Here is a 12,454-nt window from a genome sequence, read left to right as displayed (position 1 = left end):
GCGAAAGGGTGGATCAAGCTGAAGCGCTTTCAGGCAGGTTTCATACCCTCGCCAATCAACCCCGGGCGAAGGCGGCCAGTTTTTCCCCCTCCAACCGGTAGCGGACCCACTCATCCTGCGCCTCGGCCCCGAGCTTCTGATAGAAGCCGATCGCCGGCTCGTTCCAGTCCAGCACGCTCCACTCCAGCCGCCCACAGTTGTTAGCCACCGCCTCGCGGGCAATGTGCTGCAGCAATTGCCGGCCAGCACCGTCACCGCGCTGCTCGGGCGTGATGTACAAGTCTTCCAGGTAGATGCCACTGCGTCCGAGCCAGGTCGAGTAGCTATAGAAATACACGGCATAGCCGATTGCCCGGCCATCGCGTTCGCACATCAGGCTGTGCACCGTGCTGCCCTCGTCGAACAGGCTGTGCTCGATGTCAGCCAGGGTGGCGACCACCTCGTGGCGGGCACGTTCGTACTCGGCCAGTTCGGTGATGAAGGCCAGAATCTGTTCGGCATCGGTACGGAGGGCAGGGCGAATGGTCAGGGTCATGAGGACGGCTTCCTTGATTCACGATAACGATACAGTGATGTGTATCTGCGTATTTTAATGGAACTGTATCGGTCGCAGTGGGGGCGACTCCGTTAGTGTGACAGCACCTATAACGAAAGTGGAATGCCCCGCCATGCTTGCCTCTGCCGACCTGCTGACCGCCTTCGTGCTGTTCGCGTTCGTGTCTTCGATCACTCCAGGTCCCAACAACACCATGTTGCTGGCTTCGGGCGTGAACTTCGGCGTGCGCCGTTCAATCCCCCATGCCTTGGGCATCAGCTGCGGCTTCATGGTGATGGTCCTGGCCGTGGGCCTGGGCCTGGGCGAGGTTTTCAAGGCTTGGCCAGCGCTTTATACGGTGCTGCGCTACACCGGCGCAGCGTACCTGCTGTACCTCGCGTGGAAAATCGCTACGTCAGGGCCGGTCGGCACGGCCTCGTCCAGCGCCCGCAAGCCACTGGGCTTCTGGGGCGCGGCGGCATTCCAGTGGGTCAACCCAAAGGCATGGGTAATGGCGGTCGGGGCGATCACCACCTACACCCCCGCGCAAGGCTATGTCACCAACGTGATCGTGATCGCCGCCTTGTTCGCCTTGGTCAACCTGCCGAGTGTGGGGATATGGGTCATGTTCGGCAGCGCCCTGCGCAACCTGTTGCAGAATCCCCGCTGGCTGATGCTGTTCAATGTCCTGATGGCCCTGCTGCTGGTGATTTCTTTGTACCCGCTGCTGTTTGTAGAATCTGCGTTCTCCTAGTTCTGCGAGTACAGCGAACCCATGCAGTTGATTCCCTGGTCCCACGAATGCGCCGAAGGCTTCACCCTGCGTGGCTGGCGGACGCCGGCCAGTGGCAAGCCGTTGCTGCATTTCCTGCATGGCAATGGTTTCTGCTGCCTGGCCTACCAACCGTTACTGATGCGCCTGGGCGAGCATTTCGACCTGTGGCTGTGTGATGTCCAAGGCCATGGTGACAGCGACCACGGCGGGGTGTTTCGGGGTTGGAACCGCACCGCTGCGCTGGCCGTGGAGGCGTTTGAAGCCGGCCGTGGCGAGTACGGCGAGGTACCGCGTTTTGCCGTTGGCCACAGTTTCGGTGGTGTGCTGACCGGGCTGATCCTGGCCAGCGACCCGCAGTTGTTCGCCCGTGCAGTATTGCTCGACCCGGTATTGTTCAGCCGGCGCATGCTCGGGGTGATGGGCGCGGCCGCCTTGGTCGGCCTGCACCAGCGCCATGCGCTGGCGCGCAAGGCTGCCGGCCGGCGCAGTCACTGGCCTGACCGTGAAGCGGCGCTGGCATCGCTGCACGGCCGTGGCATCTTCAAAGGCTGGACCGATGCGGCGCTGCAGGCCTACGTGGAGCATGCCATTGGCGACTGTGGCGAAGCCGTGGTGCTCAAGTGTCGACCCAGCCGTGAGGTGGAAATCTTCAGCTCGTTCCCAACGCGCATGTGGGCCAGCCTTGGCGCAATCCGCACGCCGACGCGGGTGTTGTATGGCGAGCATACTTACCCGTTCGTGCCGCGTTCGGTCAACCGATTGGCGGCACTCAACAGGCATGTCAGTGCGCAACAGGTCGCCGGGGGGCACTGTTTCATGCAGGAAGACCCGGCGATGGCTGCCGAGCAGGTGCTGAATTTCTTGCAGCGCTGACTGTTCCATCCATGGAACGATCTGGCCTGTTTCTTCTGTCTATCGATACATTGGCATCATTGATAAGGTTATCCCAGCCAAGAGGAGCCTTCTCATGAAAAAGATCCTGGGTACCTACAGCAGCCCTCACGCCCATTGGGTGGGTGATGGCTTTCCGGTGCGCAGCCTGTTCACATACGACAACCTGGCCAGCCGCATCAGCCCGTTTCTGCTGCTGGACTATGCTGGCCCGCATGATTTCGCCCCAACCCATGCCCGCCGCGGCGTTGGTCAGCACCCGCACCGCGGCTTCGAGACAGTGACCATCGTCTATCAGGGCGAACTGGAACACCGTGACTCGACGGGGGCGGGTGGCTTGATCGGCCCTGGGGATGTGCAGTGGATGACCGCTGCCAATGGCATCATCCATGAAGAGTTTCATTCCCCGGGGTTTGCCAACAGTGGCGGTACGCTGGAGATGGTTCAGCTGTGGGTCAACCTGCCGGCGCGAGACAAGCGCGCAGCGGCCGGCTACCAGACGTTACTGGCCAATGATATCCCGGTGGTGGCACTGGACGCGGGTGCCGGTAGCCTGCGGGTGATTGCCGGTGACTACCGTGGCCATCAAGGGCCGGCGCGCACCTTTACCCCCATGGATGTCTGGGACTTGCGGCTGAACGCTGGCGCCAACCTGCAACTGCCGGTGGCCGGCGGGCGCAATGCGGCGTTGGTGGTGTTGCGCGGCAACTTGCGGGTCAATGGCGAGCGCGAGGCCGGGCCTTCCTGCCTGGTGTTGCTGGACCGGGCAGGTGAGAACGTGAGCATTGAAGCGCTGGACGGTGCCAGTGTGCTGCTGCTCAGCGGTGAACCGATCGATGAGCCGATCGTTGGCTATGGCCCGTTCGTGATGAACAGCCAGGCGGAAATCGCCGCGTCGTTCGACGACTTCCATGCCGGGCGCTTCGGGCAGGTGCAGGGTTGAAAACTGGGCCGCTGCCACAGGGATCCGCGTTTACCTGGGGCCGCGGCCTTGCCTCGCGTCTGGGACCCGGCGCGCCCCGGCGCCCTTGAACAGGAACTGGCCCCCGGCCATTTCTGGCATGATCGGCCCATGCCCAAGCTATCAACCCTGCACGCCGTGCGCCGGTCGTCCACCACCCTCAGCCACCACACCCTGTGGCTGCGTTACCGTGCCCCGTACCACTGGCCCTCGACCCTGGCCTTTCTCGCCGCCCGCTGTATCCCTGGCATCGAGACCTGCGACGACGGCACCTATCGCCGCACGCTGGTCGTCGCTGGCCGCCACGCTGTGCTGCATGCCACCCCTGTGCGCGACCAGTTGCGTATCCATCTTGAAGGCGTTCCATCATCGGCGTTACCAGGCCTGATCGCGAAGCTGAGGCGGGTGTTCGACCTGGACGCCGATCCCGCGCGCATCCGTGCCGATCTGTCGCGGGACCCTTTGATGGCAACCTTGCTCGATCACCGACCAGGCCTGCGCGTGCCACAAGGGTGGGACGCGTGCGAACAAGCCATGCGTACGGTGTTGGGCCAACAGATCAGCGTAGCCGGCGCCATGACCCTGGCTGGCCGCCTGGTACAGCGCCACGGCGTGCCCCTGCGCTTTACCGCGACGGGCCTGAGCCATGTGTTCCCGGCATTGGCAACCTTGGCCACTGCGCAGTTCGAAAACATGGGTATGCCCAGGGCGCGCGCCGCGACCCTCGGCACCCTGGCCAATGCCTTGCTTGCTGCACCAGGGCTGCTGCGTCCCGGCCAAATGCTGGATGACCTGCTGAGCAACCTGTGCAGGGTGAAAGGTATCGGCCCCTGGAGTGCACAGTACCTGGCGCTGCGCCAGGCTGGCGCAGCCGATGCCTTGCCGTTGGGTGACGTGGCCCTGATCAAGGCATTGCGCCTGCTCGAAGGTGAACAGGCTCGGCTCGCCGAACGGTCACTGGCGTGGCGCCCCTGGCGGGCCTACGCGGCACAGCACCTGTGGGCATCGCTGAGTCCTGTTGGGACCACTCGTCGCTAAGTTCGCCATTCCATTCGAACACCCAGCCGTGGCGAGCGATCTTCCACTAAGGTGCTAGAGGATTCCCCGCATGATCATTGCCCTGGCGCATGGACGGCCAACAGGGCATGGGCATTATCAATTGGCGCCCCGCCCGAAAAAGGCGTACTTCCACACAACAGGCCATCCCACAGAGAGGGTCGTACCATGTCGTTGATTGGAGTTTCGATGCTAGAGATGCGGCAGATGATCGAGCAGGCCTGCCTGCCGGATCGCTGTGAAGTCAGCTGCCTGGACGGCACCAACCTGACCATCCGCCTCGGCCAGGGCCAGAGTCTTGACGAGGGTGTGACGCTTCACAAAATCCCGTTGCAAAACCTCAACAGTTGCCGTGACGTGGTAAACCTGGTCGGGCAACTGCATGCGCTGCGTGACACCCGCCCGACGCCGGTCAAGGCAATTGCCTGAATGCGCCCGCGTGCCCCGGTCAGCCCAGGCTGGCCGGGCGTACATACTCTGGCATCAGGCCATTGAACCAGAACAGGATCATCGCGACCAGAATGGTCACCATCACCAGCAAGCCCACGCCCCAGACGCATGTCGCGAATAGCATGGCCTGCTCTTTCTTCAGCCGCAGGAACGTCTGCAACCCGCCATACAGCAAAACACTGGCATAGGCCGAGGCGGCCAGCAGCGCAGTGAACGCCACCCAGCGAATCGGCACCAGGCCAACCACCCCGGCAAAGAACCACGGTGTCGCGCAGTAGGCGGCGAAGCCGATGCACTGGTTTAGGCTGGGTTGCGCATCGAACCCGCGTGACATCCCGCGGATGATCACCCCCATCAGCATCACGCCGATGACCGTGGAGGCATACAAAAGCCCCGCCAGTTGCGCGGCGCTGCCCATGCTCAGACGTACCCGCTCCTCGGCCGCGAGGCTCCAGCCAAAGGTGGTGGTGCCGACAAACAGGCATACGGCAGGGATCAGCGCCAGCATCAGCAGGCGCGGCAGGTATTGCTGTGGGTGATCTTCCTCGGCCCGGCGGATCTCCAGCCAAGCGTCGGCCGGGTGGGTAAAGAGCTTGAGCAACGGACTGTTCATGGCGTACTCCAGCAGGTGTGGCCCTTTTGCTATGGAGCCAGGCTGCGCGCAGCCGGTTCAGCCGGGATGGTCGCCGTTGATCGGCTTACTGCAGCTCCAGCAGCAGGTTCAGGCCGCCGTCGCCACATTTGCCTTTGTCGCGGACTACACCGTGGTAGCTGCGCCCGTCCCACATGAACGCCATGCTGTGGGCACGGTCGACTTTATCGGGCAATGGCGGGCAGATATGCAGGCGCAGTGCCGGGCGGCCTTGCAGGTTGAGCGGGGCCAGCTGGCACTCGCATTCCACGCTCTGCGCCACCGGGCCGAACAAGGTGTCGCGTACGTAATCGAGTTGCAACGAGGCATTGGGTGCACGGCCGGGCATCTTCATCAGCGCGGGGCTCCGTTGCGGCGGTTCGACAGGCTGGGCGGATTGGGCATGGCTGGCTCCAGGCAGAGTAAGGCGCGGCTTATCATTTGAAGCTTGCCTGGCGCAGATGTTCAACATGTTTCATGAGCGTTCATCGTATTTGCGCCGAGCGGCACATGACCGACCTTGTTCAGGGCCCGGCCTTGCGCAAGGTCAGGTTGATGCGCCGCTCGCCCAGACGCGGATGCACGCCTGGCTTGACCGGCAGCACGCCGTGGAAGCGCAAGCGGTCTTCGCCACCCCACACCAGTACATCGCCGTGGCTGAGCGGTACGCGTCGGGCCTTGTCGGCGCGCTGCAAGCCGCCGAACAGGAACACCGCTGGCAGGCCCAGCGACACCGAAACGATGGGCTGGCCAAAGTCCTGCTCGTCGCGGTCCTGGTGCAGGCTCAGACGGGTACCGGGCAGGTAATGATTGACCAGGCAGGCATCCGGGACGAAGCCATCGAACCCCGCCATGGCGGCGGCGCGGGCGGCCAGGCTGAGCAAAACCTGGGGCAGGGCGGGCCAGGGTTGGCCGCTGAGCGGGTCGCTGGCGCTGTAGCGATAGCCCTGTTCGTCACTGACCCAGCCCAGTGCGCCGCAGTTGGTCAGGCCTACCGCCATGCGCAAGCCTCCCGGGGTGTGCATGTGGCGGAATGGGGCGGCGCGCAGCACCGGGCGCAGGGCATCGAGCACCGGCTCGATTTCGGCCAGGGCGAAGCCCGGCAGCAGCACCGTGTGGCTGGCCAGGCGTTGCGGCTGGTGGCCGAACAGGTCAAGGTCGGACTGGATCATGGACAGGGCATCGGTTCTGGTAGGCCAATTGTAATGCGCTTTCAGCCCCTGGCCTATTCGCGGGATCAGCGACCATTACACCACGTTCGCCGCACGGGGTTGCTTCAACAGGCCGTCGTTTGTCGAGCCCCAGAAAAAGGAACCGCGGCACCAGGGAGAGGAGCACCGCGGTTCAAGGGGGGAGAGGTTTACTTCTGGGTCACAGTGGCCATGTTCGCGCTGCCCAGCTGGGTGATAGTGGCGGTTTGCGCGATACCGCTCTGGTCGACGAACGCTTGGTTGCCCTGGCCTCCCTGGGTCACGTAGGCGACGTTGATGCTGTCAGTCTGCTTGATGGTGGCTTCGTTGCCGCCACCGTACAGCTGGTTGGTATAGCTCTGGTTGCTGTAGCCCGACTGGTCGAGGTTGATCGCGTTACCGGTGCCTTGGCTATTGCCGTAGGCATAGTTATCGGTGCCGCGCTGGTCAGCGATCAGGATGTTGTCGGTACCGTTCTGCTCGAAGTACAGCTCGTTGTTGCTGTCGGCCTGCTTGGTCTGCATCTGGTTGCCGGTACCTTTCTGGTTCAGCGTGGCCACATGGTTTTCACCGTTCTGGGTCAGGTTCACGCCGTTGCCGTTGCCGTTCTGGTTGATGGTGGCGGTCTGGTTGGTACCGAACTGGCCACCCATCTTCGCGCCTTTCCAGTTGCTGGCGGTGATGGTGTTGCCATTGCCCTTGGTGTTGATGGTCAGGTTGAGGTTCTCACCATTCTGGTAGGTGTAGTGCAGGTTGTTGTTGCCGGTCTGGGTAATGGTGGTGTTCGAATTGTTGGTCTCGAACTGGTCCGACCAGCTGGCGTTGGCGCGGCCTTGTTGCGCAAGGCTGACCTTGTTGTCGGTACCGAAGCTCTGGTCGATGTAGCCCTCGTTGAGCTGCCCTGATTGGGTGACCGAGGCCTGGCTGCCAAGCTGGTTGTCCTGCCACACTTCGACCGAGTTGCCAGTCCCGTACTGGCCAATACCGATGGTGCCGCCGGTGCCGTCGCGCTGGTCGCCGTAGGCCCAGTTTTCGCGGCCATCCTGGTACACCTGGATATCGCCATCGATGTAGTTGAGGTGCTCTGCCGCCGCGTAGTTGTCCTGGCCGGTCTGGTTGACGGTGCTGCGGTTATTGGTACCGCCGAATGTCTGCTCGACGAAGGCTTCGTTACGTTGGCCGGATTGCCAGGTGGTGGCTTTGCTGCCTTCCTGGCTGTCCTGCCACACGGTCGAGCGGTTCTCGGCGCCTTGCTGGGTTTGCAGGGCCTCGTTGCTGGTGCCCAACGACTGGCTGGCGAAGGCATCGTTGTAGTTACCGCTGGCCTGCTGGGTTATCTGGCTGCCGTTTTCGAATAGCTGCTCGGCGTACCCAGCGTTGTACGAGCCATTGGCACTTTGCTGGATGTCGCTGGTGCTCTCGGATTGCACCGCGAGGTGGTTATGGCCTTTACCCGTCTGGTTCTGGGTGGCTGAAGCAAAGGGGGCAGCGGTCTGGCTGACCTCGGCGATGTTTTCCTTGCCGTCCTGGGTCTGTGACGAGGTGCTGTCAGCAGCCATGGCCTGGCCTGCCAAGGCCAGAACGATAGCGGCACTTAAGGGAGCGAGCTTGTACATGGTGGTGCCTCCAGGTCTATCGGAATTGGGTGATCTGAACATGCTGGCCATTGCCAGCCTGGGTCACGGAGCTGTTGAGGCCCGAGCCGGACTGCACGATGCTGGCGCTGTTGTCGTTGCCGATCTGCTCGATGGCAGCGCTGTTGCTGCTGCCGCTCTGGCGGATCGACGCGCTGTTGCCATTGCCCTGCTGGCTGATGCTGGCCATCAGGTCACTACCTTCTTGCAGGATGTAGGCTTCCTGCGCACCGCCGGCCTGGACGATACGGCCCAGCAAGGCCTGGCCGTTCTGGTCGAGGGCGGCGCGGTTGCCCGACCCTTGCTGCTCGATCACCGCGGCCTGACCAGCGCCGACCGGCAGCAGGCGGATGATCACCGGTTCGCCGAGGTCGTTGCCGGGTGCAAGGTCGGCATTGTCCATCAGGTCGTCGGCCCAACTGGCCTGGCCCACCAGGGCCAGGCTGAGCAGCACTGGATACAAGCGTTTCATCGCGTTACCCCGCCGTTACTGCACGACCACGTTGACGGTGCGGGTGGTACCCGTGCTGGTGGTGATGGTCGCCGTCGGCGCGGCGGTCGGGATTATCGTGGTGCTGTTACTGACCGCCAGGCGCCAGCGGCCGGTGACCGGGACGGTGGTGGTGCCCAGGGTCTGCACGCCGGTGGTGGTGGTAACCCGCACGGTAACGACGTTGCCGGTAGTCACCGATGAGGTGCCACTGATGTCCCAGTTGTAACGGTTGTTGGAGCGCGCCGTGACCGTGGCTGCCGTGACTGTGAAGGTTTCCGCGGCAGGCCGTGGCGACACGTTGACGGTGACCGTACCCGGCGTCGACAGCGCGCCGAGCGAGTCGCGTACCTGGTAGGTAAACGTGGTGCTGAAGGCAGTGGTCACGGTGGCCGGAGGGGTGTAGGTCACCGTGGCGCCGTCGGTACTGACCGTGCCACGGCCGGCGGCTGGCTGGGTGACGGTCGCCACGGCCAACGGCAGGTTGCCTTCCGGGTCGGTATCGTTGGCCAGCACATTGATGGTCAGTGGTACGCCCAGGGTAGCGACGGTCTCCGGGTTGGCGGTGGGTGCCTGGTTAGGCGCAACGTTGATGGTGACCGTGGCCGGTGTCGACTTCAGGCCTTTGGCATCCATCGCCTGGTAGTTGAAGGTGGCTACCAGCGGTTGCGTGGCGCCGGCTGGCGGTGTGTAGGTGATCGATGTGGTGCCGTTGAGCACCACCCCGCCCAGGCCAGTGCCTGGTTGGGTGAGGTCGCTGATGGTCAGCGGTACGTTACCGTCCGGGTCGCTGTCGTTCTGCAGCAGGTTCAGGGTAATCGGTACTCCGACACTGGTGCTGCCGATATCGGCCTGGGCCAGCGGCGGCTGGTTGGCAGCCTCGACCGGCGCGTTGCCGACCACGATCACCGGCTCGACATCGCTACCGCCGCGTGCGGACTTGACCGTGACGGTGGCCGGTGGCTGCGCCACGTCGTTGACGGTCAGGCTTTGCAGCGTGCCCGACTTGGACATGCGGCCATAGCCTTGGGCAAGCAGGTCCGGGATCGCCACTTCATCGCTGGAACTGGCCTCGATCAGCAGGCGCTTGTTGGCCCAGTCGTAGCGTGCGGTGCTGACCTTGACCACGTCGGTGAGCTTGCTCGACAGCGCGGTCGGCTGGGTGCCGGCCGCCGTGTTGCTGGCGGTGACCACAACCACCGTTGGCGGTGCGTCGGTACCGGGCTGCTGGTGGAAGAACAGCCCGTTGTTGTCGGCGGTGAGGGTGAACTGGCAGGGCGAAGGTGGAATGCCGACCAAGGCGATACCGTTGCGCATGCACAGGCTGGCCTCTTTGGGGGCCTTGGCGAACACTTCGGTACGCGTACCGGTGGCATTGCGTGAGTAGGTAGCACGTTCCAGGGATACCGGCGTTTGCGCGCGCTGGTCCAGCACTTTGCCGGAGACCGTGAACAGTGCCGTCTCGATCCGCCCGGGAGGGCCGTCGATGCGGATGAAGTTGGTGTTGAACGGGCTGCCGACCACGGCTTCAGGGCGGTTTGGGTCACCGATGAAGGTTTCGCTGGCGCCAGTGTCGGGGTTGACCTCGGTGTAGGGCCCGCCCACGCCGCGCAGCCATGGCCCCAGGGCGCCGTTGAGGGCCCCGGTGAAGTTGCCGGGAGCGCCGATGCCGACGTCGCGGGTGATGTTGATCGCACGCCGCCCGGGCGTGGCGACGTTGACCGTCTCCACACCATAGGGGTGGGTGATCGTATAGACGCCTGCAGTCGGTACCGAAACCCGGATCCGTATGCGCGCGAAGCTCTGTTGGTCGCCGTCTACCGGGTTTTCGGCGGCGAAGGCCGCTTCCAGGCCGGCGACGTAGGCATCGAGCTCGTAGCCACTGTTGCCGACGGCGGGGATGGTAGCTTCGGCCAGGAACCAGAACATCTCCGGCGGCCAGTTGTCGGGGAACACCAGGGGCAGCGCGTCATCGTAGATGCCGGGTTCGGGCAGCAGGGTGCACATGTAGGACGGGGCAGCCGGGGTGCCCGGCACCCGGGTGCTGGTGGCGCGTGACTGGCACAGCTCCAAGGACTGGTCCAGACCGTCCTTGTACCACATTGGGTAGCCACCGGTGGCGAAGGTGTAGGGCCCCGGGTCGACATCAGACAGCGCGGCAAACGCGGCGCTGGTAACGGTGAGGGAGAAACCGGCGGCCAACAGCGCACGGCGCGACCAAGTGTTCATGCTGCCTCCTTGAAGGCTGAGCCTTTGTCTGTTCATGGCACCAGCACCACGTCTTCGGTGTCGCTACCACCGTTGGCGCTGGTGACTTGCACCTTGGCCGGCGGAATGGGCGAGAGGGTCGTGCTCAACGTCTTCACCGCGCCGCTGCCGCCCAGGTTGCCGATCAACGTGCCGTTGCCGGTATGAGCGGTGAGGGCCGGTGGGGTGGTTTCGTCACTGGTGCTGGCGACCAGGGTCAGTTCGCCGGTGGACAGGCGGTACTGCGCCTGGGTGATGGTGACCAGGTCGGTCAGCGGCAGGTTGCTGGTGGTCAGGCTGCTGGTGGGGATGGCCACGCTGTTGTCGGCAGTCAGCGTGACGAGGGTGCCAGCGGCGGGGTTAAGCGCCGACTGGGCGTACCAGGCGCCGGTCCCGTTGGCCTCGGTGAGGTTGAGGTTGGGTGTCTGGCTGGTCAGGGTGACGCTGGCGGGCGGCGGCGGGGCCATCACGAAGATATCCTGCTGGGCGCGCAGGTCGTCGTTCTCGCTGTGCCGTGAATACGTACTGCGCTGTGGCATCAGCGGGGTCGGCAGGGCGACGGGCGAGAGCTTGCCCGAGATCGAGAACAGCTCGGTGCGCAGGTCGATGCCACCCGGGCCTTCGATGCGTACATAGTTGGTGTTGAACGGGCTGCCGGTGACCCTTTCTTCCAGGTTCGGGTCTCCAATGAAGCGCTCGCTGCCTTCGGTGTAGGGGCCATTGACACTGCGCAGGAACGGCCCGACGTCACCCTTGAGGGCGCCGGTGAAGTCGCCCGCGCCGGCGATGCCGATGTCGCGGGTCATGTTGATTGCCCGGCGCCCGGCGGCGGGAACGTCAAATACCTCGACGCCGTACGGGTGGGTGATGACGTAGGTACCGGCGGTCGGCACGTCTACCCGGATGCGTACCCGGGCGAAGCTGACCTGGTCGCCTTCGACCGGTTCCTCGGCGGCAAATGCCGCTTCGATCGCCGTGCCATAGCTGAGGTCGATACCGCGGGTGGCATCGACAATGGCGGCGTCGGCAGTGAACCAGAACGCTTCGTCCGGGAAGTTGGTGGGGAACACGATGGGTTGGGTATCGTCGAACACGCCGGGGGTGGGCAACAGTGTGCACATGTACGACGGGGCGCCGGGTGCGCCGGCTACACGTGAGCTGACCGCTTTGGTCAGGCACAGGTCGAGGGTACGACCGTGACTGTCCTGGTACCAGGCGGGAAAGCCACCGTTGGCGGGGACATAGGCGCCTGGATCGACAGCATTCAAGGCAGCCTGCGCCGGGAGCTGGAGCATGCCGGCGAAAATCGCCACTGCCAGCGGGTGGGGTATCGGTCGGTGCATGAGTCAATTCCTCCTGCAAACGGGCCCATGGACTTGGGGCGTCTGGGAGGTAGTCGGCAAGAGCTGTGCCAAAACCTGATAATTGCTTGGCAGGCCTTGTAGAACGGGGCGTGCGGTTTTTCGGCAGGGCTGCTACCCGCGTGTTGCCGGTGGGCAGCGTTCCCCAAGGTTGGGGGATTGGGGCAGCCATTTCCAACCCGGTCAGGGCCAGGGCACCTGCAAGGCTTCATCGCTTGGGCAGGCAGTGGCAG

General features: G+C 64.0%; 13 protein-coding genes. 5 read left to right on the top strand and 8 right to left on the bottom strand.

All coding sequences use genetic code 11. The annotated features are described in order from the left end of the window. Positions 1-55: 55 nt before the first annotated feature. Positions 56-535 (bottom strand): GNAT family N-acetyltransferase, encoded by a 480-nt coding sequence (locus tag DMX11_RS02220; RefSeq protein WP_110742996.1) that lies wholly within the window; start codon positions 533-535, stop codon positions 56-58. A 133-nt stretch (positions 536-668) separates the two neighbouring features. Between DMX11_RS02220 and DMX11_RS02215 the strand changes: the two genes are divergently transcribed. The 5 genes from DMX11_RS02215 (at position 669) to DMX11_RS02195 (ending at position 4,647) form a co-directional block, all read left to right on the top strand. After that, positions 669-1,289, top strand: coding sequence for a LysE family translocator (locus tag DMX11_RS02215; RefSeq protein ID WP_110742993.1), 621 nt, complete (start codon positions 669-671; stop codon positions 1,287-1,289). A gap of 21 nt (positions 1,290-1,310) precedes the next feature. Further along, the gene (locus DMX11_RS02210) at positions 1,311-2,183 is read left to right on the top strand and encodes an alpha/beta fold hydrolase (protein WP_110742991.1); all 873 of its coding nucleotides are present in this window, start codon (positions 1,311-1,313) and stop codon (positions 2,181-2,183) included. A 94-nt stretch (positions 2,184-2,277) separates the two neighbouring features. Further along, positions 2,278-3,144, top strand: coding sequence for a pirin family protein (locus DMX11_RS02205; protein ID WP_110742988.1), 867 nt, complete (start codon positions 2,278-2,280; stop codon positions 3,142-3,144). Between the two features lie 129 nt (positions 3,145-3,273). Beyond that, on the top strand, positions 3,274-4,200 hold the full coding sequence (locus DMX11_RS02200; protein WP_110742986.1) for a DNA-3-methyladenine glycosylase: 927 nt from the start codon (positions 3,274-3,276) through the stop codon (positions 4,198-4,200). A gap of 186 nt (positions 4,201-4,386) precedes the next feature. Continuing rightward, positions 4,387-4,647, top strand: coding sequence for a DUF1652 domain-containing protein (locus DMX11_RS02195; protein ID WP_110742984.1), 261 nt, complete (start codon positions 4,387-4,389; stop codon positions 4,645-4,647). Between the two features lie 19 nt (positions 4,648-4,666). Here the strand turns inward: DMX11_RS02195 and DMX11_RS02190 are convergent, their stop codons facing one another. From DMX11_RS02190 to DMX11_RS02160, 7 genes are all read right to left on the bottom strand, one after another. After that, complete coding sequence (locus DMX11_RS02190; protein WP_110742981.1) at positions 4,667-5,281, bottom strand: Yip1 family protein; 615 nt, start codon at positions 5,279-5,281, stop codon at positions 4,667-4,669. An 85-nt stretch (positions 5,282-5,366) separates the two neighbouring features. Further along, positions 5,367-5,654, bottom strand: a complete 288-nt coding sequence (locus tag DMX11_RS02185) for a hypothetical protein (protein ID WP_110742979.1) — start codon at positions 5,652-5,654, stop codon at positions 5,367-5,369. A 169-nt stretch (positions 5,655-5,823) separates the two neighbouring features. Further along, on the bottom strand, positions 5,824-6,471 hold the full coding sequence (alkB, locus tag DMX11_RS02180; RefSeq protein ID WP_110742976.1) for a DNA oxidative demethylase AlkB: 648 nt from the start codon (positions 6,469-6,471) through the stop codon (positions 5,824-5,826). A 188-nt stretch (positions 6,472-6,659) separates the two neighbouring features. Beyond that, a complete protein-coding gene (locus tag DMX11_RS02175) occupies positions 6,660-8,105 on the bottom strand; it encodes a curlin (protein WP_110742973.1) in 1,446 nt (481 codons plus the stop codon). 16 nt (positions 8,106-8,121) lie between these two features. After that, complete coding sequence (locus tag DMX11_RS02170) at positions 8,122-8,595, bottom strand: curlin (protein WP_110742972.1); 474 nt, start codon at positions 8,593-8,595, stop codon at positions 8,122-8,124. Between the two features lie 15 nt (positions 8,596-8,610). Then, positions 8,611-10,842, bottom strand: coding sequence for an Ig-like domain-containing protein (locus DMX11_RS02165; RefSeq protein ID WP_110742971.1), 2,232 nt, complete (start codon positions 10,840-10,842; stop codon positions 8,611-8,613). A 32-nt stretch (positions 10,843-10,874) separates the two neighbouring features. Continuing rightward, positions 10,875-12,203, bottom strand: coding sequence for a hypothetical protein (locus DMX11_RS02160; protein ID WP_110742968.1), 1,329 nt, complete (start codon positions 12,201-12,203; stop codon positions 10,875-10,877). Positions 12,204-12,454 lie beyond the last annotated feature (251 nt).

The organism is Pseudomonas sp. LB-090624 (genome assembly GCF_003205205.1).
Lineage (GTDB): Bacteria > Pseudomonadota > Gammaproteobacteria > Pseudomonadales > Pseudomonadaceae > Aquipseudomonas.
Note: the sequence above shows the minus strand (reverse complement) of the source record. Positions and strands in the feature narration are given on the sequence as shown.